Source organism: Caballeronia grimmiae (assembly GCF_022879615.1).
Taxonomy (GTDB): domain Bacteria; phylum Pseudomonadota; class Gammaproteobacteria; order Burkholderiales; family Burkholderiaceae; genus Caballeronia; species Caballeronia grimmiae.
In genome coordinates this window covers 808,693-835,371 of sequence record NZ_CP084271.1, presented here as the reverse complement: position 1 = coordinate 835,371, position 26,679 = coordinate 808,693, and the positions used below count along the sequence as shown (strand labels likewise).

At 63.5% G+C, this 26,679-nt stretch carries 28 protein-coding genes; 9 read left to right on the top strand and 19 right to left on the bottom strand.

Going from position 1 to position 26,679, the window contains the following annotated elements; all coding sequences use genetic code 11:
• Positions 1-37: 37 nt before the first annotated feature.
• Both LDZ21_RS03955 and LDZ21_RS03950 read right to left on the bottom strand, forming a co-directional pair.
• Positions 38-1,009: a thymidylate synthase gene (locus LDZ21_RS03955; protein WP_244794315.1), complete on the bottom strand. Its 972-nt coding sequence runs from the start codon at positions 1,007-1,009 to the stop codon at positions 38-40.
• A gap of 134 nt (positions 1,010-1,143) precedes the next feature.
• Positions 1,144-2,523 carry a sigma-54 dependent transcriptional regulator gene (locus LDZ21_RS03950; RefSeq protein ID WP_035959644.1) on the bottom strand — a complete coding sequence of 460 codons (1,380 nt, stop codon included), beginning with the start codon at positions 2,521-2,523 and terminating at the stop codon, positions 1,144-1,146.
• Positions 2,524-3,442: 919 nt separating this feature from the next.
• Between LDZ21_RS03950 and LDZ21_RS03945 the strand changes: the two genes are divergently transcribed.
• Positions 3,443-3,940 (top strand): dihydrofolate reductase, encoded by a 498-nt coding sequence (locus LDZ21_RS03945; RefSeq protein ID WP_244794314.1) that lies wholly within the window; start codon positions 3,443-3,445, stop codon positions 3,938-3,940.
• A 57-nt stretch (positions 3,941-3,997) separates the two neighbouring features.
• Here the strand turns inward: LDZ21_RS03945 and pmbA are convergent, their stop codons facing one another.
• Entirely contained in the window at positions 3,998-5,368 is a 1,371-nt protein-coding gene (gene pmbA, locus LDZ21_RS03940) for a metalloprotease PmbA (protein ID WP_035959646.1), read from the bottom strand.
• A 204-nt stretch (positions 5,369-5,572) separates the two neighbouring features.
• Between pmbA and yjgA the strand changes: the two genes are divergently transcribed.
• Complete coding sequence (gene yjgA, locus LDZ21_RS03935) at positions 5,573-6,178, top strand: ribosome biogenesis factor YjgA (protein ID WP_244794313.1); 606 nt, start codon at positions 5,573-5,575, stop codon at positions 6,176-6,178.
• Positions 6,162-6,782, top strand: a complete 621-nt coding sequence (gene mog / locus LDZ21_RS03930) for a molybdopterin adenylyltransferase (RefSeq protein WP_244794312.1) — start codon at positions 6,162-6,164, stop codon at positions 6,780-6,782. The genes yjgA and mog overlap by 17 nt, the downstream gene beginning before the upstream one ends.
• Here the strand turns inward: mog and orn are convergent.
• Entirely contained in the window at positions 6,779-7,384 is a 606-nt protein-coding gene (gene orn / locus LDZ21_RS03925; RefSeq protein ID WP_244794311.1) for an oligoribonuclease, read from the bottom strand. The genes mog and orn overlap by 4 nt on opposite strands.
• A gap of 118 nt (positions 7,385-7,502) precedes the next feature.
• Between orn and LDZ21_RS03920 the strand changes: the two genes are divergently transcribed.
• Genes LDZ21_RS03920 through LDZ21_RS03910 form a run of 3 tightly spaced genes read left to right on the top strand, consistent with a single transcriptional unit; the run spans position 7,503 to position 10,023 of the window.
• Positions 7,503-8,771: a M48 family metallopeptidase gene (locus tag LDZ21_RS03920; RefSeq protein ID WP_244794310.1), complete on the top strand. Its 1,269-nt coding sequence runs from the start codon at positions 7,503-7,505 to the stop codon at positions 8,769-8,771.
• Positions 8,768-9,703 (top strand): ribosome small subunit-dependent GTPase A, encoded by a 936-nt coding sequence (rsgA, locus tag LDZ21_RS03915; RefSeq protein WP_244794309.1) that lies wholly within the window; start codon positions 8,768-8,770, stop codon positions 9,701-9,703. Before LDZ21_RS03920 ends, rsgA begins: the two co-directional genes overlap by 4 nt.
• Positions 9,700-10,023 carry a putative signal transducing protein gene (locus LDZ21_RS03910; RefSeq protein ID WP_244794308.1) on the top strand — a complete coding sequence of 108 codons (324 nt, stop codon included), beginning with the start codon at positions 9,700-9,702 and terminating at the stop codon, positions 10,021-10,023. The genes rsgA and LDZ21_RS03910 overlap by 4 nt, the downstream gene beginning before the upstream one ends.
• 6 nt (positions 10,024-10,029) lie before the next feature.
• Here the strand turns inward: LDZ21_RS03910 and LDZ21_RS03905 are convergent, their stop codons facing one another.
• The 6 genes from LDZ21_RS03905 to rpsP form a co-directional block, all read right to left on the bottom strand.
• On the bottom strand, positions 10,030-10,968 hold the full coding sequence (locus LDZ21_RS03905) for a CobD/CbiB family protein (RefSeq protein ID WP_244794307.1): 939 nt from the start codon (positions 10,966-10,968) through the stop codon (positions 10,030-10,032).
• Between the two features lie 125 nt (positions 10,969-11,093).
• Positions 11,094-11,747, bottom strand: a complete 654-nt coding sequence (locus tag LDZ21_RS03900) for a CoA pyrophosphatase (protein ID WP_244794757.1) — start codon at positions 11,745-11,747, stop codon at positions 11,094-11,096.
• Positions 11,748-11,893: 146 nt separating this feature from the next.
• Positions 11,894-12,283: a 50S ribosomal protein L19 gene (rplS, locus tag LDZ21_RS03895; protein ID WP_035959654.1), complete on the bottom strand. Its 390-nt coding sequence runs from the start codon at positions 12,281-12,283 to the stop codon at positions 11,894-11,896.
• 130 nt (positions 12,284-12,413) lie between these two features.
• Positions 12,414-13,184 carry a tRNA (guanosine(37)-N1)-methyltransferase TrmD gene (gene trmD, locus LDZ21_RS03890; protein WP_244794306.1) on the bottom strand — a complete coding sequence of 257 codons (771 nt, stop codon included), beginning with the start codon at positions 13,182-13,184 and terminating at the stop codon, positions 12,414-12,416.
• A gap of 58 nt (positions 13,185-13,242) precedes the next feature.
• Complete coding sequence (gene rimM / locus LDZ21_RS03885) at positions 13,243-13,974, bottom strand: ribosome maturation factor RimM (protein ID WP_244794756.1); 732 nt, start codon at positions 13,972-13,974, stop codon at positions 13,243-13,245.
• Positions 13,975-14,070: 96 nt separating this feature from the next.
• Positions 14,071-14,325 carry a 30S ribosomal protein S16 gene (gene rpsP / locus LDZ21_RS03880; protein ID WP_035959657.1) on the bottom strand — a complete coding sequence of 85 codons (255 nt, stop codon included), beginning with the start codon at positions 14,323-14,325 and terminating at the stop codon, positions 14,071-14,073.
• Between the two features lie 246 nt (positions 14,326-14,571).
• Between rpsP and LDZ21_RS03875 the strand changes: the two genes are divergently transcribed.
• Positions 14,572-15,063, top strand: a complete 492-nt coding sequence (locus LDZ21_RS03875) for a TM2 domain-containing protein (protein WP_244794305.1) — start codon at positions 14,572-14,574, stop codon at positions 15,061-15,063.
• Positions 15,064-15,072: 9 nt separating this feature from the next.
• On the opposite strand, the gene LDZ21_RS03870 is transcribed toward LDZ21_RS03875, so the two are convergent.
• A complete protein-coding gene (locus tag LDZ21_RS03870; RefSeq protein ID WP_244794304.1) occupies positions 15,073-16,197 on the bottom strand; it encodes a PA0069 family radical SAM protein in 1,125 nt (374 codons plus the stop codon).
• A 71-nt stretch (positions 16,198-16,268) separates the two neighbouring features.
• On the bottom strand, positions 16,269-16,757 hold the full coding sequence (locus LDZ21_RS03865) for an Lrp/AsnC ligand binding domain-containing protein (protein WP_244794303.1): 489 nt from the start codon (positions 16,755-16,757) through the stop codon (positions 16,269-16,271).
• A gap of 142 nt (positions 16,758-16,899) precedes the next feature.
• Between LDZ21_RS03865 and LDZ21_RS03860 the strand changes: the two genes are divergently transcribed.
• Positions 16,900-18,192, top strand: a complete 1,293-nt coding sequence (locus LDZ21_RS03860) for a D-amino acid dehydrogenase (RefSeq protein WP_244794302.1) — start codon at positions 16,900-16,902, stop codon at positions 18,190-18,192.
• 48 nt (positions 18,193-18,240) lie between these two features.
• Here LDZ21_RS03860 and LDZ21_RS03855 read toward each other — a convergent pair whose 3' ends face one another.
• The 6 genes from LDZ21_RS03855 to LDZ21_RS03830 all read right to left on the bottom strand — a co-directional run bounded on the left by LDZ21_RS03855 (position 18,241) and on the right by LDZ21_RS03830 (position 24,529).
• Positions 18,241-20,031, bottom strand: a complete 1,791-nt coding sequence (locus LDZ21_RS03855) for an acyl-CoA dehydrogenase (protein ID WP_244794301.1) — start codon at positions 20,029-20,031, stop codon at positions 18,241-18,243.
• A gap of 105 nt (positions 20,032-20,136) precedes the next feature.
• Entirely contained in the window at positions 20,137-21,072 is a 936-nt protein-coding gene (locus tag LDZ21_RS03850; RefSeq protein WP_244794300.1) for an electron transfer flavoprotein subunit alpha/FixB family protein, read from the bottom strand.
• A gap of 15 nt (positions 21,073-21,087) precedes the next feature.
• Positions 21,088-21,837 (bottom strand): electron transfer flavoprotein subunit beta/FixA family protein, encoded by a 750-nt coding sequence (locus LDZ21_RS03845; RefSeq protein ID WP_035959665.1) that lies wholly within the window; start codon positions 21,835-21,837, stop codon positions 21,088-21,090.
• A gap of 194 nt (positions 21,838-22,031) precedes the next feature.
• Positions 22,032-22,826: a MetQ/NlpA family ABC transporter substrate-binding protein gene (locus LDZ21_RS03840; protein WP_244794299.1), complete on the bottom strand. Its 795-nt coding sequence runs from the start codon at positions 22,824-22,826 to the stop codon at positions 22,032-22,034.
• Positions 22,827-22,851: 25 nt separating this feature from the next.
• A complete protein-coding gene (locus LDZ21_RS03835) occupies positions 22,852-23,505 on the bottom strand; it encodes a methionine ABC transporter permease (RefSeq protein WP_035959668.1) in 654 nt (217 codons plus the stop codon).
• On the bottom strand, positions 23,495-24,529 hold the full coding sequence (locus LDZ21_RS03830; protein WP_244794298.1) for a methionine ABC transporter ATP-binding protein: 1,035 nt from the start codon (positions 24,527-24,529) through the stop codon (positions 23,495-23,497). Before LDZ21_RS03830 ends, LDZ21_RS03835 begins: the two co-directional genes overlap by 11 nt.
• A 174-nt stretch (positions 24,530-24,703) precedes the next feature.
• Here LDZ21_RS03830 and LDZ21_RS03825 point away from each other — a divergent pair, with 174 nt between their 5' ends.
• Complete coding sequence (locus tag LDZ21_RS03825; RefSeq protein ID WP_244794297.1) at positions 24,704-25,585, top strand: alpha/beta hydrolase; 882 nt, start codon at positions 24,704-24,706, stop codon at positions 25,583-25,585.
• Here LDZ21_RS03825 and LDZ21_RS03820 read toward each other — a convergent pair.
• Positions 25,582-26,505, bottom strand: coding sequence for a histone deacetylase family protein (locus LDZ21_RS03820; protein WP_244794296.1), 924 nt, complete (start codon positions 26,503-26,505; stop codon positions 25,582-25,584). The two genes, LDZ21_RS03825 and LDZ21_RS03820, sit on opposite strands and share 4 nt — an antisense overlap.
• Positions 26,506-26,679 lie beyond the last annotated feature (174 nt).

Here is a 26,679-nt window from a genome sequence, read left to right as displayed (position 1 = left end):
GCCGTGGCCGCGCTTCGTGACATCGCCCAACGCCGGATCAGACGGCCATCGGCGCACTGATCGGATCATGATGCCGATACCCTTCGAGCGCGAAATCCGTCGGCTCGACCTTTTCCAGCCACTCCGGTTCGTATTTCTTCGTGACCGCGTAGTCCGGCACGCGGTCGGAGATGATGAGCTGCGGCGCGGGATACGGCTCGCGCTTCAACTGCTCGCCCAGCATATCGAGCTGATTTTCGTAGATGTGCGCGTCGCCGATGAAATACGTGAACCAACGCGGCGTGTACCCCGTCAGCCGCCCGACCAGATGCAGGAGCGCCGCGCCTTCGGTCAGATTGAACGGCGTGCCCAGCCCGACGTCGTTGCTACGGATATAAAGGCACAGCGAGATTTCGCGCTTCGTCACGTTCGGAAGGAACTGATACAGCAGGTGACACGCGGGTAGCGCGATCTCGTCGAGCTTGGCGGGATTCCAGGCATGAAACAGAATGCGCCGGTCGGTCGGGCCTTCGATGATCGTATCGAGACACTGGCGCAACTGGTCGATCGCCTTGTACAGCAGCACCTTCTCGCGCCCGCTTTCGACGAAACTCGTCACCAGTTCATAGCCGCGATTGGTCGCATCGGCGATCTGGTCGCCTGCGCTCGCGTCGATCAGCTTGTAGGCGGGCCATTGGCGCCATTGCACGCCGTACACATCGCCGAGATCATCCGTTCCCTGGCGATACGGATTCTCGAGCCACTGCGGATTTTCGTTCGCGTTCGCGTCCCAGACCTTGCAGCCGAGCGCGCGAAAGTCCGCGGCGCTGCGCGACGCGCGCAAGAAGCCCACCATTTCGCCGATCGCGGATTTGAACGCGAGCTTCTTCGTCGTCACGGCCGGAAAGCCTTGCTGCAAGTCGAAGCGCAACATCGCGCCCGGCATGCTGATCGTGCGGATGCCGGTGCGGTTTTCCTGCCAGGTGCCGGTATCGAGGATCGTCTGGACGAGCTCGAGATACTGTTTCATTGATGTTCCTTGGATGCCGGCACGAGCCGCGCTAAGAGAGCAATTTTACCAAGCGGGACAATGCGCTGCTTTGCGTCGCGCAAAAGACAACGGGCGCCTTGCGGCGCCCGTTTCGTGCAGCGACGCGGCGTGCGTCAGCCGCGCGTGGCGTGCTCCGGCGGGGCGTCGACTTCGATGTGGCGCATGCCGTGCGCGCTCAGCAGACGATACAGCGTGACGCGCGAAATGCCGAGTTCATGCGCGGCATCGCCGAGCCGTCCGCGATGGCGCAGCAGCGCGAGTTCGATGGCCTGCCGCTCCGCCGCTTCCCGCGCCTGCGCCAGCGACACCGGCGCGACTTCGACGTACTCGCCGAGTTCGAGATCACGCGCGGTGATCTGACGGCCTTCGGACATCACGATGGCGCGCCGCACGCGGTTAATGAGTTCGCGCACGTTGCCCGGCCAGCCGTAGTTGTGGATCGCGGCGATCGCGCACGGCGAAAAACCACGCAGGCGACGGCTCGCGTCTTTCTTGAAGCGGTCGAGCATGTGCTTCGCGAGCAGTTCGATGTCCTTGCCGCGCGCCCGCAGCGGTGGCTCGTCGATCTGCAACACGCAAAGACGGTGATACAAGTCCGCGCGGAAGCGTCCTTCGATCATCGCGGTCTGCATGTCGACGTGCGTCGCCGAGATGATGCGAACGTCCACCGGGGTGGAGCCGTGTCCGCCGAGGCGCTCGACCTTGCGCTCCTGCAGGAAGCGCAGCAGGCTCGCCTGGCTTTCGAGCGGCAAGTCGCCGATTTCATCGAGGAACAAGGTGCCGCCGTTCGCGGCTTCGACGCGCCCGATTTTGCGCTGATTCGCGCCCGTGAACGCGCCGCGTTCGTAGCCGAAAAGCTCTGATTGCAGCAGATGCGCGGGAATCGCCCCGCAGTTGATCGCAACGAACGGCTGGTCCCGGCGCGCCGAGCGCTCGTGGATGGCAACCGCCGTCAGTTCCTTGCCGGTGCCCGATTCGCCCGAGATGAACACGGGCGCGTCCGTCATCGCGACCTTGCGGATGGAGCGGAACAGCGCGAGCATCGCGTCGCACGAGCCGACCATTTCGCCCTCGGCGCGGCCTTCGGTGCGCGGATCGTTCGACGCGGCGTCGTGCAGGGCGACCATGCCATAAGCGTGGCCGACGGAATCGACGATGCGGTCATTCGACGTCGGCAGCGTCACGTAATCGAAGCAATAGTCGCGGATCAGCCGGCGCACGGCGGCGTCTTCGAGTTGGCCGGAGACGGTCGCGGCGACCCAGCCGACGTTGGTCATGGTCAGCGACGATTCGAACGCCGCCAGTTCGTGTGATTCGAAGTGACTCGACAGGTCCAGCAGCCCGCCCATTGCCAGATCGCTGCGCAAGGCTTTACGCGTGTCGCGCGCGCTCGCCACGATTTCGATTTGCCAGCCGCGTTCCTCGAATCGCGCGCATAGCGTCTCGCTTGGATCGCGAGTTACATAGATGAGTTGCCGCCGAGCGACGTCCATTATTCAGATCCTTGGTTCAACGTTCGTTGAAAAGGTCGCGTAGTTCAGGCTCGCGCTACATGCAGACTTCGTTGTCCTCGCACGTGCTGCGAACGGACTTGCAATTTCAATACGTTGCCCCCGGGAACACGGTGCAGGTAACACCTGCGCCCCTTCCGCGAAACCCTTTTTGTATGATTCTGCGCCGCAGTCGAGAGACTACTATAACCCAGAAACGGCGAAAACAGATATGCCGAACGGCCGCCGAATTAGCCGAAAGTCCTTGCTGGCTGTGCGTCGGCAGGTAATAACGCGGATTTATTAAATCGTCGCATGACCGCCTCTATTGCGCTCAAGCCTAACCCGAATCGCGCGGGCTTTCACGCTTTTCCGGTGCAGCGTTTCACGGGTGAAACGTTTTCGCGTCCAACAAAGCCGGCTTCCCGAGTGCGGCTTTCGGAGTGCCTTGCACCGCAAGGCACAAACGCAAATGGCACGCATTTGGCTTTGAACTTATCTGGCGACGGACTCTTTTGCGCGCCCGCGCATAACGGCGAAAATCATTTCCCGCATTGTCCTCATACCGGGCCTCCAATAACCTTATTCCCAGAATGCGATCCCGGAACAAATTGCTGGCATTTTCTTGGTCAAAGATGGCTCTCGATAACTTTTTACCGCGCGACTCACTGGCCGAGGCGCAATTGCCTGAAGCACACGACGCTGCAAGCGTCGACGGTTTCAGTTTGAACGCTTGCGAACGTCCGAGAATTGCAAGGCCCAGCGTTACGCTCTGGGACGAAATCGCGCCTGAAACGCGGAGCACGAAAGCCGATCCCGCGGACGACTTCCCCAACGCCTGACGATTGCCGCCGGAACGCGGGACCACGTGCGCGGGGTAGAATCGTGCCCCCGCCTTTCGCGGCCTGAATCCTACTTGCACATGACGACGCTGACTCTGATCGTCGCCCGCGCGCGCAATGGCGTGATCGGGCGCGATAACCAACTGCCCTGGCGCCTGCCCGAAGACCTCGCCTTTTTCAAACGCACGACGATGGGCGCGCCCATCATCATGGGCCGCAAGACGCATGAATCGATCGGCCGGCCGTTGCCGGGGCGGCGCAATATCGTCGTGACGCGCGATTCGACGCTACGCTTCGAAGGTTGCGATACGGTGACAAGCATCGACGACGCCCTCGCCCTCGCCGCCGCCGATGGCGCCGCAGAAGCCTTCGTGATCGGCGGCGCGCAGCTTTACGGCGACGCGATCGGCCGTGCGCACAAGATGATCGTCACTGAAATCGACGCGGACTTCGACGGCAACACGCGGTTCGAAGCACCGGATGCGTCGCAGTGGCGGGAAGTGTCCCGCGAGCCGCATCGCGCCGCGCCCCCGAACGATTTCGGCTTCGCCTTCGTGACCTACGAAAGGCGCGCATGAATGACAAAGGCCCCGGACGGTCGCAACCGTCCGGGGCCTTTCGTCCACTCTGCGAGCTTATTGCCCCGCGACCGTCATGCGCTCGATCAGCACCGAGCCGATCGCCTTGGTGCCGCGCACGACCGTATCCGCGCCGATCGCCTCGATGTGACGGAACATCTCCTGCAGCGTGCTCGCGACCGTGATTTCCTCGACCGCGTACTGAATCTGGCCGTTCTCGACCCAGAAGCCGGATGCGCCGCGCGAATAGTCGCCCGTCACGTAGTTCACGCCCTGCCCCATCAGCTCGGTCAGCAACAGGCCGGTGCCGAGCTTCTTCAGCATCGCTTCGAAATCGTCCTCGGGCTTCGTCTGCGTGCTTTTCATCGTCAGATTGTGCGAGCCGCCCGCGTTGCCGGTCGTCTGCATGCCGAGCTTGCGCGCCGAATACGTCGACAGGAAGTAGCCCTGCACGACGCCGTCTTCGACCACGTTGCGTTTCTGCGTGCGCACGCCTTCCTCGTCGAACGGCGCGCTGCCCATGCCGCCCCTCACGTGCGGATCTTCGACGATCTGAATGTGCGGCGCGAACACCGGCTTGCCGAGGCTGTCGACGAGAAACGTGGTCTTGCGATACAGCGCACCGCCGCTCACCGACTGCACGAACGCGCCGAGAATGCCCGCCGCGAGCGGCGCTTCGAACAGCACGCGGCATTTGCGCGTGTCGAGGCTCCGCGCGTTCAGGCGTGCGAGCGCGCGCTGGGCCGCGTAACGCCCGACCGCTTCGGGATCGGCCAGTTCCGATGCGGCGCGCCTCGACGTGTACCAGTCGTCGCGCTGCATGTCGCGGCCGCTTTGCGCGATCGGCGCGCACGCAATGTAATGCCGTGAATACGGATAGCCGGCCATAAAGCCGCGCGACGTCGCGAGCACGAACTGCGAATGCTGCGCGGACACGCTCGCGCCTTCCGAATTGGTGATGCGCTTGTCGACGGCGAAGGCCGCGTCCTCGGCGCGCCGCGCGATGTCGGCGGCTTCGTCGGCGTCGAGTTCCCACGGGTGATAAAGGTCGAGATCCTGCGGCGTCTTCTCGAGCAAGTCCTCTTCGGCGAGCCCCGCCGCGCTGTCTTCCGCCGTAAAGCGGGCGATGTTGTACGCCGCCGCGACCGTGTCGCGCAGCGCCTCGCGCGTGAAGTCGGCGGTGCTCGCGTTGCCGCGCTTCTTGCCGATGAACACCGTCACGCCGACCATCTTGTCGCGGTTGTGCTCGATGGTTTCCACTTCGCCGCGCCGCACGCTCACCGAGAGGCCATCGCCTTCGGAGATTTCGGTGGCGGCATCGCTCGCGCCCAACTCCTTCGCGTAGCGCAGGATGTCGGAGGCGATCTCCTTCAGTTCGTCTTGCGTATGCGGGAAAAAGCGTTGCTTGACGTCGATGTCTGCTGCCATTTGTCGTTGCCTTGGTTTCGTTGACTGCAAAAGCCGAGCGCGACGCGCTCCTTCTGGTCATTCAGTGCCGATGCCGGCCCATGCGCGAAACGCTCGCGTGCCGCATCGACCCGTCACGCGATCATAGCAAGGACCGCGTGCATTCACCCGCCATCACGCGCCCGCCGCGCCCGGTCCCCCGCAGGCGCAAGCTACAATGACGCCATGAACCGTAAAACCCGCATTCAACCGATCGAAGCCGGCCGCAACGACGGCGAGCCCGATGATCATGGCTACGATCGCCCCAGCAAATCGCAACTGAAGCGCGACATGCACGCGCTGCAGGAACTGGGCGAGGCGCTGATCGCGCTGCCGAAAGACGCGCTCAAGCGTATGCCGATGCCCGAAAGCCTCGACGACGCCGTGCGCGAAGCACGCCGCATCACCGATCACGAAGGCAAGCGCCGCCAGTTGCAGTATGTCGGGCGCGTCATGCGCTCGCTGGAAGAAGAACAGGTCGCCGCGCTGCGCACCGCGCTCGACACCTATCGCGGCGTGAACAAGGCGGAAACCGCGCGGATGCACTGGATCGAGCGCACGCGCGAAAAGCTGCTCGCCGACGACGCCGCGCTGACCGAGTTCATCCGTCAGCATCCGGGCGTCGATGCACAGGAAGGCCGCACGCTGATTCGCAACGCCCGCAAGGAGCGCGAGCAGCAGAAACCGCCGCGCTACTATCGCGAGCTGTTCCAGTGGATCAAGAACGCGGCGGGCGTCGAAGACGACGACGATTCCGCCGATACCGGGGAAGGCGATGATTCCGAAGCGTAATCATCCCGACGAGTTGATCGTCGGGCTCGTTTCGATCAGCGATCGCGCATCGCAAGGCGTGTATGAGGACAAGGGCTTGCCGGCGCTGCAGGCGTGGCTCGGCGAGGCGCTGGAATCGCCGTGGCGCGCCGAGACGCGGCTGATTCAGGACGACGCCGCGACCATCTCCGCGACGCTCGTCGAACTCGTCGATACCTTCGGCTGCGATCTCGTCCTCACGACCGGCGGCACCGGCCCCGCGCGCCGCGACGTGACGCCGGAAGCCACGCTGGCCGTCGCGACGAAGGAGATGCCGGGCTTCGGGGAGCAGATGCGCCAGATCAGCCTCAACTTCGTGCCGACCGCGATCCTGTCGCGGCAAGTCGCGGTGATCCGCGAGACGAACGGCCATGCCGCGCTCGTCATCAATCTGCCGGGACAGCCGAAGTCGATCCGTGAAACGCTGGAAGGGGTGAAGGACGCCGAGGGCAAGACCGCCGTGCCGGGCATCTTCGCGGCGGTGCCGTACTGCATCGACCTGATCGGCGGGCCGTACATCGAAACGCGGGCCGAAGTGGTCGCCGCGTTCCGCCCTAAAAGCGCGATTCGCCCGCCGAAGGATTAAGACGCGTCGGCGGCCGCCGACGGAATGAGGAAATGCTCGCGGTAGTACTTGAGCTCGTCGATGGATTCGTGGATATCGGCGAGCGCCGTGTGCATCGCGCGCTTCTGAAAGCCCTTGTAGATCGCCGGCTGCCAGCGGCGGCACAACTCCTTCAGCGTGCTGACGTCGAGGTTGCGGTAGTGGAAGAACGTCTCCAGTTCCGGCATCCAGCGCGCCATGAAGCGGCGGTCCTGGCAAATCGAGTTGCCGCACATCGGTGATTTGCCGGGCGGCACATACTGGCCGAGAAACTCACGAATCTGCCGCGTGGCTTCGGCTTCATTCACCGTCGACGCCTTCACGCGCTCGGTCAGCCCCGAGCGCCCATGCGTGTTGCGGTTCCACTCGTCCATGCGTCCGAGCGCCTCTTCCGATTGATGAACCGCGAGGACCGGGCCTTCCACCATCTTGTCGAGCGTCGAGTTCGTCACGACCACCGCAATCTCGATGATGCGGTCATTGTCGGGATCGAGCCCGGTCATCTCCATGTCGAGCCACACGAGGTTCATGTCGCTGCGCGCGAGCACGGGTTCGACGCCGGGAACGTTGGAAGAGTCGGTCATGGACGATGCCTGAGGAAGAAGTGAGGCCGCGTGCGCGCCGGTTGGCAATGGCATGATGTGACAACGGCGGCAGAGCCAAGAACCTATAATTCTCGCATAGTTCAATCGGAATTCCCGGATGACCAACCTCACTCTCGCTTTCTCGACGATCTTCGTCGTTGCACTGGTCGCGATGGTTTCGACCAAGCTGTGGCTGGCGTCGCGCCAGATCCGGCACGTCGCCGCGCATCGCAATGACGTGCCGCCGCAGTTCACCGGCACGATCCCGCTGACCGCGCATCAACGCGCGGCGGATTACACCGTCGAGCGCACGCGGCTCACTATGATCGAAGTGGTGACGAGCGCCGTCGTGCTCGTCGCGCTGACGCTGCTCGGCGGCGTGCAGGCGCTGGACAACGCGATCACCGCGTGGCTCGGGCGCGGCTATCTCGGGCAGATCGCGCTGGTGGCGTCGGTGGTGGCGATCACGAGCATCATCGACTTGCCATTCGACTACTTCCGCCAGTTCGTGATCGAAGAGAAGTTCGGCTTCAATCGCATGACGAAGAAGCTGTTCTTCGCGGACCTCGTGAAGGGCACGCTGATCGGCGTGCTCGTCGGCGCGCCGCTTCTGCTGTTGACGCTGTGGCTGATGGATCGCGCGGGCGCCTACTGGTGGCTATGGACGTGGATGGTCTGGGTTGCGTTCCAACTGCTCGCGATGATCATCTATCCCACCTTCATCGCCCCGCTCTTCAACAAGTTCGAGCCGCTTAAGGACGAGGCGCTGGTCGCGCGCATCGAAAATCTGATGTCGCGCACGGGCTTCGCGGCGAAGGGCCTCTTCGTGATGGACGGCAGCCGCCGCTCGGCCCACGGCAACGCGTATTTCACCGGTTTCGGCGCGACCAAGCGCATCGTTTTCTTCGATACGCTCCTCGCGCGCCTGTCGGGCAGCGAGATCGAAGCCGTGCTCGCGCACGAACTCGGCCACTTCAAGCGCCGTCACGTGCTGAAGCTGATGCTCGTCATGTTCGGCATCAGCCTCGTCATGCTCGCGCTGCTCGGCTGGCTCGCACAGACCGTGTGGTTCTACGAAGGACTCGGCGTGCGGCCTTCGCTCATCGGCAGCAATAACGGGCTCGCGCTCGTGCTCTTCATGCTGGTGCTGCCCGTATTCATGTTCTTCATCACGCCGCTGGGCAGCCTGACATCGCGCAAGAACGAATTCGAAGCCGATGCCTTCGCGGCCAGCCAGACCGATCCGAAGGATCTCGTCAACGCGCTCGTCAAGCTCTACGAAGATAACGCGTCGACGCTCACACCCGATCCGCTCTACACCGCGTTTTATTATTCGCATCCGCCGGCATCGCAACGCATCGATCGTCTGATGCAGCACGCCGCATGACCGCGCGTTCGACGCGCAAGGGCGGCGCGGCGGCGGCCGGACGGCTCACGGGCACGGTGATCGCCGCGCACGGCCGGCATTATCTCGTCAGGCCGAGCGATGGCGGCGCGATGCTCCAGTGCTTTCCGCGCGGCAAGCGCAGCGAAGTCGCAGTCGGCGATCATGTGGTGTACGAGCAGTCGTCGGCGGATCAGGGGGTGATCGTCGAGATCGGGGAGCGGCGCAATCTGCTGTATCGATCCGACCAGTTCAAGTCGAAGCTGTTCGCGGCGAACCTCGATCAACTGCTCGTGGTGCTCGCCACCGAGCCTCATTTCAGCGAAGACCTGCTCGGGCGCGCCCTGATCGCGGCCGAAGCGCATGGGCTGGAATCGCTGATCGTGCTCAACAAGATCGACGTGGAAGGCGCGTTGACGCTGGCGCGCGAGCGGCTCGCGCCGTATCGCAAGCTCGGCTACACGGTGATCGAGCTATCCGCGAAAACGCAGCCGGGCGACGTGCATCCTCAACTCGACGCCCATCTGAAAGATCGCTCGACCATCCTGCTCGGTCAGTCCGGCATGGGCAAGTCGACGCTCGTGAACCTGCTCGTCCCCGATGCCGACGCCGCCACCCGCGAGATCTCGTCCGCGCTCAACAGCGGCCGGCACACGACGACATTCACGCGCCTTTATGCGCTGCCGGGCGGCGGTTCGCTGATCGATTCACCCGGCTTTCAGGAGTTCGGCCTTCATCACTTGTCCGAAGGCCAGCTCGAGCGCGCGTTCGCGGATTTCAGGCCCTATCTCGGGCATTGCCGGTTCTATAACTGTCATCACCTGCACGAGCCCGGCTGCGCAGTGCTCGAAGCGGTCGAGGCCGGAAAGATCCGGCCAGAGCGCCACGCGCTATATGCGCAACTGGTCCACGAAGCCAGCCAGATCGTGCGATGAAACGGCTCACGCGCGCGCCCAATCTCATCACCGCGCATCACTGGGTGAACGTGCTGAAGACGGCGGGCGTGCCGTGCGAACTTCATAACCGCTATCTGAACGGCGCAATGGGCGAAATTCCAGCGGATCAGTGCGCGCCGGAAATCTGGATCGTCGATGACCGCGACGAGACGCTGGCGCAGCGTCTTCTCGACCGTGCGCAAAAAGGACCGGACGTCAACGCCCGGCCCTGGAAGTGCAAGCATTGCGGCGAGTGGCTCGAACCGCAATTCACCGTATGCTGGAAGTGTCAGACGGAGCGCGATCCGCTCGACGATTGATTCGCCTCAAGCCAGCCAGACGGCGATGGTCAGCATCAGCAGCAACAACATCCACAGGATGACCGCGCGCCACACGAGACCCACCGCCGATTGCAGCGTGCGCGGCGTGCAGTCGTCGCCGACAGGCAGCGGGCTCGCATCGCCGACGGCCAGCGCCTCCACGCTCAACGGCTCCGCAAGCGGTCCGGCCAGACGCGCGCCAAGTGCGCCGCTGCCCGCCGCGAGCAGCACGCCCTGATTCGCATCGGGCCACTGGCGCGCATGATTGCGCCAGGCGTAGATCGCGTCCTCGAAGTTGCCGACGATCGCGAAGCCCATCGCGGTGAGGCGCGTCGGAATCCAGTCGATGAAGAAGAACGCGCGCTGCGCGAACGACGAGAACTCGGCCGTGCGTTCAGGACTCGGCACGGCCCACGCACGCGCCAGATACTCCGCGATGCGATAGAACACCGCGCCCGCCGGACCGACCGGGATCAGGAACCAGAAGAACACGCCGAACACGTGCCGATGCGACGCGATCACTGCGTGAACCAGCGTATGACGCACGATTTCGCTGACGGGCATGTCGATGGTGTCGAGCCCGGTCCACTGCGCGAGCACTTCGCGCGCACGCGGCACGTCGTCGTTGTTCAGGGCGAGGTGGATATCGGTGAAATAGTGGCTGAACTGGCGGAAGCCAAGCGTGAAGTAGACGACCACCACGTTCCAGAGAAACGCCAGAGCGAAGTTGATGCGATACAGCACGTAATAGACGAGCCCGACTGCCAGCGTCCACGGCAGCACGACGACGAGCCACGCGACGATGCCGTGCTTCTGCTTGCCGGCGTCGAAGCCATGCGCGGTGGATTCCGCATGATAGTGAAGCAGCGCCGAAACGGGATTGTGCGGCGTGAGCGCGCGCACTTGCTCGATGATGAGAGCCAGCAATACGGAGAAAAAAGTCATGCGAGGCGCCGAAACAGTCGGTTAATTCGAGTTTCGCGTAACGATAGCACAGCACCTCGCGCGTGCATCACCCCGGCCGGGCGCGTGGCGCGCGCGCATCACGCATGGTGCTTGCGCCGTCCCGCTCACGCGGCGAGGAAGCGATAGAAATTGCGCAACATGCCGGCTGTTGCGCCCCAGATGAAGTACGGCGCTTTGCCGGCGGCCGGCGTGTAGGGCATCGCGAAGAAACGGCGCTCGCCGCCTTCCCATCGAAATACGCGGACTTCGTGATTCGCCGGATTCATGAGCCACGCGAGCGGCACTTCGAAGATATCGGCGACTTCGCGCGTGTCCGCCTGCAGCGAAAACGGCGGATACACCAGCGCGACGACCGGCGTCACACGAAAACCGGTGCCGGTCAGATAATCGGGCATCGCGCCGATCACTTCGCAATGCTCCGCGCTCAGGCCGACTTCCTCGTGCGCTTCACGCAGCGCGGTCGCGGCGGCGTCGATGTCTTCGGGCTCGCGCCGCCCGCCAGGGAAGCTGATCTGACCGGCATGGTCCGACAGATGATCCGCACGCTGAGTCAGCAGCACGGTCAGCCCGCCTTCGCGCACCACCAGCGGCACCAGCACGGAGGCCACACGCGGATCGCCGCCAATTGCCTTGATGCGCTGTTCAGGCGGCTCCTGCGTCCATTCGAGTTCCTTCGCGAAATGCGCGCGGAGTCCGTCCGGCGTCAGGCGCTCGGGCGGGATCGGCGGCATGTTTTCGCCGGTCGAGAGAACCGGCATGAGTTCGGGTTCGAGGATGCGCGGAGTCGATGTCTTGCCAGTGGACACGGTCTCAAGCCTGAATGTCGAAGATACGATTGGAACACATCAAAGAAAAAAGCACCCGCGAGGGGTGCTTTTTCCAGTGCAACGAACTACTGAGCCACTTACTCGGCGGCGGAAGCAGCGCGGTCCTTCGAGACCAGCTTTTCCTTGATTCGAGCCGACTTGCCCGAACGCTCGCGCAGGTAGTAGAGCTTCGCGCGACGAACGTCACCGCGGCGCTTCACGACGATGCTCGCGAGCAGCGGCGAGTAGGTCTGGAACGTACGCTCGACGCCTTCGCCCGACGAAATCTTGCGGACGATGAAGTTCGAGTTCAGGCCACGATTGCGCTTTGCGATCACGACGCCTTCGTAAGCCTGAACGCGCTTACGCGTACCTTCGACGACGTTCACGTTGACGATGACCGTGTCGCCCGGACCGAAGTCGGGGATGGTCTTCTCGCCCAGCACGCGTGCGATCTCTTCCTTCTCGAGTTGTTCAATCAGATTCATTACTGACTCCTTGTGCCATCTTGCCGAAGTTGCGTGCCTCGCACTGCTGTCGATGAGGCCCCGGTAGAGGATGGGTTTGCTTCAGACGCCGTTTTCACGACGCCCCCTTGTCCCGCTCGTTCGCGCCGGTCTATTCAGACTTCGACGCGCCCTTTGCGAGTTCTGCGAGCCACGCTTCATCGGCGCGGCTCAACATCTTCTGCTTGCGCGCCCGTGCGATCAGATCGGGCCGCTTGAATAGGGTATTGCGTAATGCTTCGCGCCTGCGCCAGGCGTCGATTTCCTTGTGATGCCCGCCGAGCAGCACGTCCGGCACGCGCACGCCTTCGTATTCCTCGGGGCGCGTGTAGTGCGGACAATCGAGCAATACATCGACGAAACTGTCTTGCACCGCCGACTGCGCGTCGTTCAGCACGCCGGGAAGATGGCGCACCACGGCGTCCATCAGCGCCATCGCGGGCAATTCGCCGCCCGACAGCACGAAGTCGCCGAGGCTGACTTCCTCGTCCACGACGCGATCAATCAAACGCTGGTCGATCGCTTCATAACGGCCGCATAACAGCACGAGGCCGGGTTCCTGCGCGTAACGCATGACGCGATCGTGGTCGAGCTTCGCGCCTTGCGGAGACATCATCACGACGCGCGTGCCTTCGATGCCCTGCTCGCGCTGCGTCGCTTTCGCCGCGGCGATCGCGTCTTCCAGCGGACGCGCCAGCATGACCATGCCGGGACCGCCGCCGTAAGGCCGATCATCCACGGTGCGATAGTTGTCCGTGGTGAAATCGCGCGGATTCCACGTGCGCAGACCGAAGCGCCCCTGTTTCACCGCCCGGCTGGTAATGCCCCAGTCGGTCAGTGCGCGAAACATCTCTGGAAAGAGCGTCACGACATCGAACTGCATCGCCCTCTCCGTATTCTGCCGGTGTCGCGTGTCGCGTGTTGCTGACGAGAGCACCGGATTAATAGTCGGCGTCCCAGTCGACGATGATGCGCTTCGCCGCCCGATCCACCGTCTTCACATACACGCCGACGAACGGAACGAGCCGCTCGCCGGTGACGGGCTTGCCATCCTTCGTTTCGCTCGGATACTCGATCCGCAGGATGGAATGCGCGCCGTTGTCGATCATGTCGGCGACGTGGCCAAGCGCGACGCCCGCCTCGTTTTCGACTGCCATGCCGATCAGGTCGACCCAGTAGAACTCGTCTTCGTCGTCGAGCGTCGGAAAGTCGCTGCGGGCAATATGCACCGTGTGGCCTTTCAGCGCGAGGGCGGCGTCGCGGTCGTCGCAGCCCGACAGGCGCGCGACGATGGAATCGCTATGCACCTTCGACTGGATACATCGCGCGAGCTTGCGGTCGCGATTCTTGACGAGCCACCAACGCTTGGCCGCGAGCAATGCATCGCCGCCCGACTTGCCGTTTGCATGCGGCGTGACCTTGACCCAGCCCTTCAGGCCGTAGGCATCCGCGACGAAGCCGACTTCCACCGCGTCTTCCGGCAATTGCTCGACGGACTCGATACTGCCCGCGGGCTCTTCCGGCTTGACTGCCGCAGAAGCGCCGGCCGCCACGCGGCGCGTGCCCGGCTTGCGGACAAACGCACCAAACGTGGCGGCGCCTTCTTCCTGCCCCGGCTTCGGTTGACTGACAGCGCCGGATTCGTGGCCGTTTCTGGGATCACGCGCGGGCATCAGCGAACCTTTTGGGCAAATTTCGAACGATTCGGCGACTGCGCCGCGCCTCGCGGCGCGCACAATCGTTTCCATCGCTTCAATCGATCAGACGGCTTAAGCAGCCGGCTGAGCTTGTTGCGACTGCTTGACCAGACGCTCGACGGTCGGCGACAGTTGCGCGCCAACGCCTTGCCAGTAGGTCAGGCGATCTTGCGAGATACGCAGCGATTCGCCCTTCGTAGCGACCGGGTTGTAGAAACCCACGCGCTCGATGAAGCGGCCGTCACGGCGGCTACGCGAATCGGTTGCGACGATGTTGTAGAACGGGCGCTTCTTGGAGCCGCCACGAGCCAGACGGATGATGACCATGCTGAAATCCTTGAAAACCGGGGTTCGGAACTACCAGAACACGCGATTATAGCGGGAATCCAAAGCCCGAACAAACACTTAACGCATTTTTCGCGAGCGGCGCGTGCTTCGGAAGAATTTTGACCTGTGTGCGATCGCTGAAACCCGCGCTTGCGGCGTTCTGTTGCGTGCGCCGGGCGCATCGTAAAATAACGGATTGCGCTGCTATCGCACGGGCGCGCCAACACCTTACCACTGCTTTCGCTGATGACCTCCCCGTCCGTCGCCACGCCCGCTGTCCCGAAGTCCGCCCCGACCTACTTTCGCTCGAAGACGCTAACTGCGGCGCTCGCGTTTCTGTTCGGCAGCATCGGTTTGCACCGCTTCTATCTGTATGGCATGCGCGACAAGTACGGCTGGGCGCATATCGTCGGAATCGTGATGGGCGCGTTCGGCTATCTGATGCTCGCGGCAAGCGAGCGCACCTCCGTGCTCGGTTGGGCGCTCGCCTTTCCGGGCGCGGTCTCGTTGCTGGCGGCGTTTCTTTCGGCCATCGTGTACGGCTTGCGCCCGGACGCAAAGTGGGACGCGCAGTTCAATGCCCACACGAATCGTGAGAGCGACTCCGGCTGGACCGTGATCTTCGTCGTGATCTTTTCGCTGCTGATCGGCGCGTTCCTGCTCATGACGGGACTCGCGCTGACGTTCCAGACGTACTTCGAAGGTCAGGTCGAGGCCGCCAAGGCCTTGTCTCAGTGAGCGCCGCGCTCAGAACAGATCGAGTTGACCCGTGCGCGGCGGCGTCCGGATAAGCGCCGGGCGCTTGAAATCCGACATATCCAGGATGCCGCGATTGCGCTGGTTCAGCCCGAGCCGCTTCGTCGCCTGATGAAAGCGCTGTTTCAACATATCGGCCCATAGACCTTCGCCTTTCATGCGCGTGGCGAAATCGGAGTCGTAGTCCTTGCCGCCGCGCATGTCGCGCACGCGGCTCATCACGCGGTCCGCCCGCGCCGGAAAGTGCGCGGTCAGCCAATCCCTGAAAAGCGGCGCGACTTCCCACGGCAAGCGCAGCACGATGTAACTCGCCGTCGTCGCGCCCGCCTCCGCGCACGCTTCCAGCACGCGCTCGAGATCCGGCTCGGTGACGAACGGGATCACCGACGCGATGCTGACGCCCACCGGAATCCCGGCGTCGGCAAGTGTGCGGATCGTGCGCAGCCGGCGCGACGGCGTGGCGGCGCGTGGTTCCAGCGTGCGTGCGATGTCGGCATCGAGCGTCGTGACGGTGATCGCGGCCATGAACTGCCCGCGCTCGGCCATCGGCGCGAGCAAGTCGATATCCCGCTCGATCAGCGATGACTTCGTGATCGCGGCAAACGGATGCCCGCAGTCGTGCAGGACTTCGGTCACGCGCCGCGTGAGCTTCAGGTCGCGCTCGACCGGCTGATACGCGTCGGTATTGACGCCCAGCGCGATGGGATCCGGCTGATAGTTGGGCTTCGCAAGCTCCCGTTCGAGCAAGTCGCCGGCATTGACCTTCGCATAGATGCGGCTTTCGAAATCGAGCCCCGGCGACAGCCCTAGATAGCTGTGCGTCGGCCGCGCGAAGCAGTAGATACAGCCGTGCTCGCAACCGCGGTATGGATTGAGCGAAACCGTGAAAGGAATGTCCGGCGAGTTGTTGCGCGTGAGGATGCTTTTGGCGCGCTCTTCGAACACTTGCGTACGCAGGACCGGCGCGCCTTCTTCTTCAGCCGATTCGTGAACCCAGCCGTCATCGACGGACTCGCGCTCGTCACGCTCGTATCGCCCCTGAATGTTCGTGACGGCGCCTCGCCCCTTGAGCGGCGAAGGCGGTGCAACGGGAAATTCGCGGTCCGGCGTCGGCATTTCGGTGAGAGCTTGTCGTCGAGATACCTGTATAAATATACAGTATCGTCGCGTCGCCGCAAGCGGAAATTTCACACATCGACGGGGATCGTCAGCGTCTCCTTGATCTCCTCCATCACGACATAGCTCTTCGACTGCACCGCCCCCGGCAGTTGCAGAAGAATGTCGCCGAGCAGTTTCCGGTAATCGGCCATTTCGCCGATGCGCGCCTTGATCAGATAGTCGAAATCGCCCGAAACGAGATGGCATTCGAGCACTTCGGGAATGCGCTGCACCTCGCGACGAAACTGCTCGAACATGTTCCCGCTCTTGTGATCGAGCGTGATTTCGACGAAAACCAGCAGCGCCGCGCCCAGTTGCGTCGGGTTCACGCGGGCGTAGTAGCCCGTGATGACGCCATCGCGCTCCATGCGCTTCACTCGCTCGATGCACGGCGTCACCGAGAGCCCGACGCGCTCCGCAAGATCCTTCATCGCGATGCGCCCGTCCTGCTGAAGGATATTCAGGATCTTGTGATCGAGCTTGTCGAGCGCCCGGATCGGATTTCGCTGCGTTCTCATGTGTTTTTTGCTAAAAATCCGCCAAATACATTAACTAAAACTGCCTTGATCTCAATAGTATAGGCGATAACACTAGACGGACAATCCGCCGCGGTTCATGCGAAGCGACAGTGTCCGGCCGGATCGAAAAACTGGAGATTTCATGCGAATCGTTATTCTCGGAAGCGGCGTGGTCGGCGTGACGAGTGCGTACTATCTGGCGCGCGCAGGGCACGAAGTGACGGTCATCGACCGCGAAGCCGGCCCTGCTCTCGAAACGAGTTTCGCCAATGCGGGGCAGATCTCCCCGGGCTACGCGTCACCGTGGGCCGCGCCGGGCGTGCCGCTGAAGGCCGTCAAATGGATGTTCGAAAAGCACGCGCCGCTCGCGATCCGGCTCGACGGCACGATGAACCAGTTGCAGTGGATGTGGCAAATGCTGCGCAACTGCACGCAGGACCGCTACACGGTGAACAAGGGCCGCATGGTGCGCCTCGCCGAATACAGCCGCGATTGCCTGCAGGCGCTGCGTGCCGACACCGGCATTCAGTACGAAGGTCGCACGGGCGGGACGCTCCAGCTTTTCCGCACGCAGCAGCAGCTTGACGGCGCGGCTAAGGACATCGGCGTGCTGAAGGATGCAAACGTGCCGTTCGAGCTGTTGTCGTCGGTGGAACTGGCGCAGGCGGAACCGGCGCTGGCCGCCGTTTCGCACAAGCTGACGGGCGGGCTGCGTCTGCCGAACGACGAAACCGGCGACTGCCAGATGTTCACCACGCGCCTCGCCGCGATGGCCGAATCGCTGGGCGTCAAGTTCCGCTACAACACGCCGATCGATGCGCTCGCAGTCAGCAACGGCCGCATCGCGGGCGTGAAATGCGGCGATGAACTCGTGACGGGCGATTCCTATGTCGTCGCGCTCGGCTCGTACTCGCCGAAGCTGCTGGGCGACCTCATCAAGATTCCGGTGTATCCGCTGAAGGGCTATTCGATCACCGCGCCAATCGTCGACGCGAACCGCGCGCCGGTATCGACGGTGCTCGACGAGACGTACAAGATCGCGATCACGCGCTTCAACGATCGCATCCGCGTGGGCGGCATGGCGGAAATTGTCGGCTACGACAAGACGCTGAAGAAGGCGCGCCGCGAGACGCTCGAAATGTGCGTGAACGATCTGTTCCCCGGCGGCGGCGATACCACGAGCGCCACGTTCTGGACCGGCCTGCGCCCGATGACGCCGGACGGCACGCCGATCGTTGGCCGCACGCCGGTGCCCAACCTGTTCCTCAACACGGGGCATGGCACGCTGGGCTGGACCATGTCGTGCGGCTCCGGTCAGTTGCTCGCCGATCTGATGTCCGGCAAGCAGCCGGCGATCCGCTCGGATGACTTGTCGGTGCATCGCTATTTCGGCGATGTCGGCGTGAATACGCGACCGGCTTACGCCAAAGTCTGAGTACGCATACACAACGGCGCCTCTCGAAAGAAAGGCGCCGTTGTCGTTTCAGAACTGATCTTCGCTGAGCGCGAGCACGCCTTCGCTGCCGTTCGCGCTGACGATCGCGGCCTCGAGTCCTGATGCGAGCGACAGAATGTGCTCCGCATAGAACTGCGCCGTCGCGATCTTCGCCGTGTGGAACGGCCCGTCCTCCGCGCGTCTTGCGTGCGAAACCAGCATCGCTCGCGCCATTTGCCATCCGCACAGCACGATGCCCGCCAGCCGCAGATACGGCACGCTGCCCAGGAACACGGCGTTCGGATCGCTCTTGATCCTGGCGACGATGAACTCCACCGACCGCCCGAGCGACAAACTGCCCGCGCTCAGATGCCGATGCATCGACTTGAACGGCTGGCCATCAACTTCTGCAAGCGCGGCGATCGTCTGATCGATGTGTGCGAGCAGCAGTTGCGCCGCCGCGCCGCCGTCGCGCACGGTCTTGCGGCCGATCAGATCGTTCGCCTGGATCGCGGTCGTGCCTTCGTAGATCGGCAAGATGCGCGCATCGCGGTAGTACTGCGCCGCGCCTGTCTCCTCGATGAAACCCATGCCGCCGTGGACCTGCACGCCGATGCTCGCGACATCGACGGCAATCTCGGTGCTGAAGCCTTTGACGATCGGCACGAGATACTCGTACACCGCCTGATGTTTCTTGCGCTGCATTTCGTCCGGATGCGCGTGCGCGACATCGCTGTGCGCGGCGGCGACATAGGCCAGTGCGCGCGCGCCCTCGGTATAGGCGCGCATCGTCGCGAGCATGCGGCGCACGTCGGGATGATGGATGATCGTTACCGCTTCCCTCGCGCTGCCATCGACCGGACGGCTTTGCACGCGCTCTTTCGCGTACGCGACCGCCTGCTGATACGCGCGCTCCGATATGCCGACGCCCTGCATCCCCACCGCGAAGCGCGCCGCGTTCATCATGATGAACATGTACTCGAGGCCGTGATTCTCTTCGCCGATCAGATAACCGACCGCGCCGCCGTGATCGCCGAATTGCAATACCGCCGTCGGGCTCGCCTTGATGCCGAGCTTGTGCTCGATCGACACGCAATGCACGTCGTTGCGCGCGCCGAGTGAACCGTCATCGTTGACGAGAAACTTGGGCACGATAAAGAGCGAAATGCCCTTCACGCCTTCCGGCGCGTCGGGCGTGCGCGCGAGCACGAGATGCACGATGTTCTCGGCCATATCATGCTCGCCATACGTGATGAATATCTTCGTGCCGAAGAGCTTGTACGCGCCGTCGCCCTGCGGTTCGGCGCGCGTACGCACCAGCGCGAGATCGGAACCGGCGTGCGGCTCGGTGAGATTCATCGTGCCGGTCCATTCGCCGGCGATGAACTTCGGCAGATAGCGCGCCTTTTGTTCGTCGGTGCCGGCCGTGAGCAGCGCTTCGATTGCGCCGTCGGTCAGCAGCGGGCACAACGCAAACGAGAGATTCGCCGAGTTGAGCATTTCCATGCACGCCGTCGCGATCAGCTTCGGCAAATTCTGTCCGCCGAACTCAGACGGATGCATGACGCCTTGCCACCCGCCTTGCCCGAACTGGCGAAACGCGTCCTTGAAGCCCGGCGTCGTCCGCACTTCACCTTCGGACCATGCGCTCGGATCGCGGTCGCCCGCGACGTTCAGCGGCGCAATCACTTCGCCGCAGAAGCGCGCGGCCTCGTCGAGGACGGCCTGCGCGGTATCGAAGTTGCCGTCTTCGAAGCCGGGCAACGCGGCGATGCTGTCCAGGTCCGCCAGTTCCTTCATCACGAACAGCATGTCCTTGACGGGGGCGCGGTAGCTCATTGTCGTGTCTCCTCCTGTGATGCTTCTCTCGTCCACGGATACAAAAAAGGGCGCAACGGTCGTCGCGCCCTTTCGCTCTTCGTGCAGCGATTACCGCCGCGCGTTTTAGCCGAGTTCCTTGACCAGCTCCGGCACGACCGAGAACAGATCGCCAACGAGGCCGTAGTCGGCCACGCTGAAGATCGGCGCTTCGGCGTCCTTGTTGATCGCGACGATGACCTTGCTGTCCTTCATGCCGGCCAAATGCTGAATCGCACCCGAGATGCCGACCGCCACGTACAACTGCGGCGCGACGATCTTGCCCGTCTGGCCGACCTGATAATCGTTCGGCACATAACCGGCATCGACGGCCGCACGCGATGCGCCGAGCGCCGCGCCGAGCTTGTCCGCGAGCGGTTCGAGCACGTGCGTGTAGTTCTCGCCGCTGCCGAGACCGCGACCGCCCGAGACGATGGTCTGCGCGCTCGTCAGTTCCGGGCGATCCAGCTTCGTGATCTCACGGCTTACGAACTGCGAGATGCCGGCATCCGCCGCCGCGTCGATTTTCTCGACCGACGCGCTGCCGCCTTCCGCCGCGACCGCGTCGAAGCCGGTGCCGCGCACCGTGATGACCTTGATCGGATCGCTCGACTGCACCGTCGCGACTGCGTTGCCGGCGTAGATCGGGCGCTCGAAGGTGTCAGCGCTGACGACAGCGGTGATGTCGCTGATTTGCGCGACATCGAGATGCGCCGCGATGCGCGGGGCCACGTTCTTGCCGTATGCGGTAGCAGGCGCAACGATATGCGAGTAATCCTTCGCAATATTCAGCACCGTGCCTTCGACGTTCTCAGCGAGGCCTTCGGCCAGTTGAGGCGCATCGGCGAGCAGCACCTTGCTCACGCCCGCGATCTTTGCCGCCGCATCCGCCGCGCCTTGCGCGTTCGAGCCCGCGACCAGCACGTGCACGTCGCCGCCCATCTTGGCCGCTGCCGCGACCGTGTTCAACGTCGCCGCCTTGATCGACGCGTTGTCATGCTCTGCAATAACCAGAATCGTCATTTTCTCGCGTCTCCCTCACAGCACCTTGGCTTCGGTCTTGAGCTTCTCGACCAGCGTCTTCACGTCGGGCACCATGACGCCCGCGCTGCGCTTCGGCGGCTCGACGACCTTCAGCGTCTTCAGACGCGGCGTCACGTCCACGCCGAGGTCGGCGGGCTTCACCGTCGTCAGCGGCTTCTTCTTCGCCTTCATGATGTTCGGCAGCGTCACATAACGCGGCTCGTTCAGGCGCAGGTCGGTGGTGACCACCGCCGGCAGTTTCAGCGACAGCGTTTCCGCGCCGCCATCGACTTCGCGCGACACCGTGGCCTTGCCATCGGCGATCGTCACCTTCGATGCGAACGTCGCTTGCGGCAGGCCCGCCAGTGCAGCGAGCATCTGGCCGGTCTGATTCGAATCGTCGTCGATAGCCTGCTTGCCGAGAATGACCAGTTCAGGCTTTTCCTGATCGACCAAGGCCTTCAGGATCTTGGCGACCGCGAGCGGCTGCAGGTCTTCCGTGGACTCGACCAGAATCGCACGATCCGCACCAATCGCCAGCGCCGTGCGCAGCGTTTCCTGACACTGCGTCACGCCGCACGAAACGGCGATCACTTCGGTCGCCACGCCTGCTTCCTTCAGACGAACCGCCTCTTCCACGGCGATTTCATCGAACGGGTTCATCGACATCTTCACGTTAGCGATATCGACGCCCGTGTTGTCCGACTTCACGCGCACCTTGACGTTGTAGTCGACCACGCGCTTGACTGGCACCAGAATTTTCATGCACACGCTCCAAAGTTACGATTACGTCAACCCAGGCTCATTATACGAGCGACACGATCGCGTTTTCCCCCTCCAGACGGGAGGGCCGGGTTAGCGTGCATCAGATTGGATAGGGATTTCGAGCTTTGCGCCCATTTTTATGGAACGGTCGTTCGTTTTCCATCCCGAAAAACCCGGACGACCGTCGCCAAGGCTTACCAGGCTGCGATCACCGCGCCTGCATACTTGCCTTCGATGAACTGCTTCACTTCGGCCGAGTGATACGCGGCGACCAGTTTGCCGACCCACGGCTTGTCCTTGTCGGCCGCGCGAATCGCGATGATGTTCGCGTACGGGCCGTGCGGATCTTCAATCGCGATCGCATCGGACTTCGGCTTCAGCCCCGCTTCCATCGCGAAGTTCGTGTTGATCGCGGCGGCGTCGACGTCGGCGAGCGAGCGCGGAATCTGCGCCGCGTCCAGTTCGACGATCTTCAGCTTCTTCGGATTCTCGACGATATCGAGCGGCGTCGCCTTCAGACCGGCGTCGGCGCGCAGTTTCAGCAAGCCCTGCTTCTGCAGGAGCAGCAACGCACGGCCGCCGTTGGTCGGATCGTTCGGCACCGCGATGCGCGCGCCGTTCTGCAACTGCGCGAGCGACTTCAGCTTCTTCGAATAGATGCCCATCGGGAACGTGACGGTATCGGCCACCTTGACGAGCTTGTAGCCGCGATCGCGCACTTGCGCGTCCAGATACGGCTGATGCTGATAGCTGTTCGCGTCGAGATCGCCGGCGGCGAGCGCGGCGTTCGGCTGCACGTAATCCGAGAATTCGATGACCGTGATCTTGAGCCCGTTCTTCGCGGCGACCTGCTTCACCACTTCCATCATCTGCGCGTGCGGGCCGCCCGTCACGCCGACCTTGATCGCGTTGTCATCCGCGTGCGCTGCGCTGAACAGCGATGCCGCACCCAGAGCGGCGGCGAACTTCAGAATGAATCGACGTTGCATGTGCTGACCTTTCTTTTCGATGGGGTTATTTATGGCTCAGACGGCGCACCAGCCAGTCGCCGAACGACTGCACGAGCTGCACGAACACGATGAGGATCACGACGACCGTGAGCATCACTTCAGGGAGAAAGCGTTGATAGCCGTAGCGGATGCCGAGATCTCCGAGGCCGCCGCCGCCGATCGCGCCCGCCATCGCCGAATAGCCGACGAGCGACACGAACGTGATCGTCAGTCCCGCGACGACGCCCGGCAGCGATTCCGGCAGCAGCACCTTGAATACGATCTGGCTCGTGGTCGCGCCCATCGCCTGGGCGGCTTCGATCAGGCCGCGATCGACTTCGCGCAGCGCCGTTTCGACGAGACGCGCGATGAACGGCGCCGACGCGATGGTCAGCGGCACGACCGCCGCCGCGGTGCCGATCGACGATCCGACGACGAGCCGCGTGAACGGAATCACCGCGACGAGCAGGATGATGAAGGGCGTCGAGCGCACCGCATTCACGACGCCGCCGAGCACGCGATTCACGCCGATGTTCTGCAGCACGCCATCGCGATCGGTCAGATAGAGCAGCACGCCGAGCGGCAGGCCGAGCGCCGCGCCGATGAGTCCCGAGATGCCGACCATGACCAGCGTCTCCCAGAACGACTGCACGAACATGTCGAACATTTCACTCAACATGGGAAAGCTCCTCCACCACGACGCCTTGCGAGCGCAAATAAGCGATCGCTTCCGCGACCTTCACCGGCTGTCCGCCCGCGAGCACCGCGAGCGAGCCGAACGCCTGGCCCTGGATCTCGTCGATCTGGCCATGCAGGATGTTGAAATCGAGTTCGTAGCGGCGAATCGTCTCCGAGAGAATCGGCTGATCGACGCCCGAGCCCGTGAACGCGAGCCGCAGCAAATGCCCGCTGCCGGTCGAAAGACGCTCGGCGACGCGCGCCTTCAACGCGGGCGGCAACTCGTGCGCGATGACGTCGCCGATCAGCGCGCGCGTGACTTCGTGACGCGGCTGCATGAAGACATCGACCACCTTCCCTTCTTCGACGACACGCCCGGCATCGAGCACGGCCACGCGATCGCAGACCTGCTTGATCACTTCCATCTGGTGCGTGATGAGCACGATGGTCAGCCCCAGCTCGCGATTGATCTTGCGCAGCAGGTCCAGAATGGCGCGCGTGGTTTCGGGATCGAGCGCGGACGTGGCTTCGTCGGACAGCAGCACGCTCGGCTTGCTCGCGAGCGCCCGCGCGATGCCCACGCGCTGCTTCTGTCCGCCGCTGACTTGCGCGGGATACTTGTCCTTGTGCTGCGTGAGGCCGACGAGTTCGAGCAGCGGCAGCACCGTCTCTTCGATTTGTGCGCGCGTCTTGCCCGCGAGTTCGAGCGGCAGCGCGACGTTGCCGAACACCGTGCGCGACGACAGCAGGTTGAAGTGCTGGAAGATCATGCCGATGTCGCGGCGCGCGGCACGCAGGTCATCCTTGCCAAGCGTGGTGAGGTCGCGCCCATCGACGACGACGCTGCCTTCGCTTGGCCGCGTCAGCAGGTTGATGGTGCGCACCAGCGTGCTCTTCCCCGCCCCGCTGCGTCCGATGATGCCGAAGATCTCGCCGGCGGGAATCGCCAGATTGACGTTATGCAGCGCTTCCACCCAGCCCCGGGGTCCCGCAAAGCGCTGCGAGAGATTACGTATTTCGATCATGCGCCGGTCGTGAAAATACAAACGGCGGAAGGCTTCGCCGGGTGAACGCACCCGCGCAGCCGGCCGCCGCTGGTTTTCTGCTGTTTTATGAGAGAAGCGATTTTACAGGACGCACCTCATTCTGTTTAATAATGAATTCCGATCGACTAATTACCGCTGGAAATTTAAGCGCTCATGGCACGAAACGTCTATTCGACGAGCACCATCACGACGCGACAGGGCGTCGAACTGTTTTTGCACCGCTGGCAGCCGTCGCCGCCAACGGAGCCGCAGGCGCGCATCGCGCTGCTGCACGGGCTGGGCGAGCATGCCGGACGTTATGACGCGCTCGCACAGACGTTGAATGCGGCCGGCATCGAAGTGATCGCGCTGGACTTGCGCGGCCACGGCAAGTCGTCGGGCGAGCGCGCGTACGTGCGCGTTTTCGACGACTATCTGAGCGATGCCGCCGTCCTGCTCGAAGCATGCGCCGCCACGCCTCCCGCCGATACGCCGCTTTTCCTCATGGGCCACAGCATGGGCGGGACCGTCGCCGCGTTGCATGCCGCGGAGCGGGCGGAGGAAGGGACGCTTGCGGGCATGATCCTGTCGAGCCCCGCGCTTCGGCCCGGCAAGGACATGCCGCGCTGGAAGGCGAAGCTGGCGCGAATCGTCGGCACGGTGTTGCCACGCTGGCGCGCGTTCCAAATCGATGCCGCGTTGCTATCGCGTGCGCCCGGCGTCGTGGAGGCTTATCGGCGCGACCCGCTCGTGCATCACGGACCCGTGACCGCGCGCACCGCAGCGCAGATTCTTGCAGCGATGGAACGCATCGCGGTGAAGCGCGCAGATATCACGGTGCCCTACCTGATCTTCCACGGCGGCGCCGACGCGATCTGCGATCCCGCGGGCAGCCGCGAATTCGAAGCCAGCGCCGGTTCGACCGACGCCACCCTCGCGATCTACGAAGGCAGCTATCACGAGACGCTCAACGATCTGGATCGCGATCGCGTGATTCGCGCACTGATCGACTGGACGCTCGTGCGCGCCGACTATGCCCGCAGCCGCCGGGCTTAAATCTCGGCCAGCGCCCGCAAGTGCGCGACGACGCTGCGGCCGAGCGCCGACAGGTTGTAGCCGCCTTCGAGACAACTGACGATGCGCCCTTGCGCGTGCCGTTTCGCCACGGCGCGAATCTGCTCGGTGATCCACGCGTAGTCGTCCTCGACGAGGCCCATGTTGCCCAGATCGTCTTCGCGATGCGCGTCGAAGCCGGCGGAGACGAACAGCATCTGCGGCTTGAATTCATTCAGACGCGGCAGCCACATGAGATCGACGACTTCGCGCACGGCCATGCCCTTCGTGCGCGCCGGCAGCGGCACGTTCACCATGTTCGATGAGTGGTTGTCCGCGCCGCTAAACGGATAAAACGGATGCTGGAAAAAGCTGCACATCAGCACGCGCGGATCGCCGGTGAAGGCGGCCTCGGTGCCGTTGCCGTGATGCACGTCGAAATCGATAACCGCGACGCGCTCCAGGCCATGCACTTCGAGCGCATGACGCGCCGCGATGGCGACGTTGTTGAAGAGGCAGAAGCCCATCGCGCGGGCGGGCTCCGCGTGGTGCCCCGGCGGACGCACGCTGCAGAATGCGTTGTCGTATCGCCCTTCCATGACGGCGTCGGTAGCCGCGATGGCGGCGCCCGCAGCACGTAACGCCGCGCGGTAGGAAGCCGGACACATCGACGTATCGGGGTCCAGTTCGCTTCGTCCCTGCTCCGGCGTGCGGCTCTTGATGTAGTCGATATGCGCCTGCGTATGCACGCGCGCGAGGTCGGTTTCCTCGGCGAGCGGCGCTTCCTCGCGCTCGATCAGGGAATCGATCCGGCTCGCGATGAGCTGGTCTTCGATCGCCTGCAGCCGCGCCGGGCATTCGGGATGCCACTGGCCGTTGTCATGCTGGAGGCAGTCGGGATGCGTAAAGAAGCCGGTGGCCATGATGTCTCGCAGTGCCGTTGTCGTCGGCTCTTGTCTCGTGTTTTTTCGTCATACGCGATTCCCGCGCCGCGTATTTGGCGTTAAGTTACCACACCGTTTCCAACGGCCGCCTTCCGGGCGGGCATCGGCCTTGCGCGCGAGGGGCGTCGGTTATACTGCCCCGACGCCTCGACA

Bases quoted from the DNA above. Each gene is read 5' to 3' on its own strand.
- LDZ21_RS03955 (WP_244794315.1), bottom strand. From the start codon at position 1,009: ATGAAACAGTATCTCGAGCTCGTCCAGACGATCCTCGATACCGGCACC.
- LDZ21_RS03950 (WP_035959644.1), bottom strand. From the start codon at position 2,523: ATGGACGTCGCTCGGCGGCAACTCATCTATGTAACTCGCGATCCAAGC.
- LDZ21_RS03945 (WP_244794314.1), top strand. From the start codon at position 3,443: ATGACGACGCTGACTCTGATCGTCGCCCGCGCGCGCAATGGCGTGATC.
- pmbA (WP_035959646.1), bottom strand. From the start codon at position 5,368: ATGGCAGCAGACATCGACGTCAAGCAACGCTTTTTCCCGCATACGCAA.
- yjgA (WP_244794313.1), top strand. From the start codon at position 5,573: ATGAACCGTAAAACCCGCATTCAACCGATCGAAGCCGGCCGCAACGAC.
- mog (WP_244794312.1), top strand. From the start codon at position 6,162: ATGATTCCGAAGCGTAATCATCCCGACGAGTTGATCGTCGGGCTCGTT.
- orn (WP_244794311.1), bottom strand. From the start codon at position 7,384: ATGACCGACTCTTCCAACGTTCCCGGCGTCGAACCCGTGCTCGCGCGC.
- LDZ21_RS03920 (WP_244794310.1), top strand. From the start codon at position 7,503: ATGACCAACCTCACTCTCGCTTTCTCGACGATCTTCGTCGTTGCACTG.
- rsgA (WP_244794309.1), top strand. From the start codon at position 8,768: ATGACCGCGCGTTCGACGCGCAAGGGCGGCGCGGCGGCGGCCGGACGG.
- LDZ21_RS03910 (WP_244794308.1), top strand. From the start codon at position 9,700: ATGAAACGGCTCACGCGCGCGCCCAATCTCATCACCGCGCATCACTGG.
- LDZ21_RS03905 (WP_244794307.1), bottom strand. From the start codon at position 10,968: ATGACTTTTTTCTCCGTATTGCTGGCTCTCATCATCGAGCAAGTGCGC.
- LDZ21_RS03900 (WP_244794757.1), bottom strand. From the start codon at position 11,747: ATGCCGGTTCTCTCGACCGGCGAAAACATGCCGCCGATCCCGCCCGAG.
- rplS (WP_035959654.1), bottom strand. From the start codon at position 12,283: ATGAATCTGATTGAACAACTCGAGAAGGAAGAGATCGCACGCGTGCTG.
- trmD (WP_244794306.1), bottom strand. From the start codon at position 13,184: ATGCAGTTCGATGTCGTGACGCTCTTTCCAGAGATGTTTCGCGCACTG.
- rimM (WP_244794756.1), bottom strand. From the start codon at position 13,974: ATGCCCGCGCGTGATCCCAGAAACGGCCACGAATCCGGCGCTGTCAGT.
- rpsP (WP_035959657.1), bottom strand. From the start codon at position 14,325: ATGGTCATCATCCGTCTGGCTCGTGGCGGCTCCAAGAAGCGCCCGTTC.
- LDZ21_RS03875 (WP_244794305.1), top strand. From the start codon at position 14,572: ATGACCTCCCCGTCCGTCGCCACGCCCGCTGTCCCGAAGTCCGCCCCG.
- LDZ21_RS03870 (WP_244794304.1), bottom strand. From the start codon at position 16,197: ATGCCGACGCCGGACCGCGAATTTCCCGTTGCACCGCCTTCGCCGCTC.
- LDZ21_RS03865 (WP_244794303.1), bottom strand. From the start codon at position 16,757: ATGAGAACGCAGCGAAATCCGATCCGGGCGCTCGACAAGCTCGATCAC.
- LDZ21_RS03860 (WP_244794302.1), top strand. From the start codon at position 16,900: ATGCGAATCGTTATTCTCGGAAGCGGCGTGGTCGGCGTGACGAGTGCG.
- LDZ21_RS03855 (WP_244794301.1), bottom strand. From the start codon at position 20,031: ATGAGCTACCGCGCCCCCGTCAAGGACATGCTGTTCGTGATGAAGGAA.
- LDZ21_RS03850 (WP_244794300.1), bottom strand. From the start codon at position 21,072: ATGACGATTCTGGTTATTGCAGAGCATGACAACGCGTCGATCAAGGCG.
- LDZ21_RS03845 (WP_035959665.1), bottom strand. From the start codon at position 21,837: ATGAAAATTCTGGTGCCAGTCAAGCGCGTGGTCGACTACAACGTCAAG.
- LDZ21_RS03840 (WP_244794299.1), bottom strand. From the start codon at position 22,826: ATGCAACGTCGATTCATTCTGAAGTTCGCCGCCGCTCTGGGTGCGGCA.
- LDZ21_RS03835 (WP_035959668.1), bottom strand. From the start codon at position 23,505: ATGTTGAGTGAAATGTTCGACATGTTCGTGCAGTCGTTCTGGGAGACG.
- LDZ21_RS03830 (WP_244794298.1), bottom strand. From the start codon at position 24,529: ATGATCGAAATACGTAATCTCTCGCAGCGCTTTGCGGGACCCCGGGGC.
- LDZ21_RS03825 (WP_244794297.1), top strand. From the start codon at position 24,704: ATGGCACGAAACGTCTATTCGACGAGCACCATCACGACGCGACAGGGC.
- LDZ21_RS03820 (WP_244794296.1), bottom strand. From the start codon at position 26,505: ATGGCCACCGGCTTCTTTACGCATCCCGACTGCCTCCAGCATGACAAC.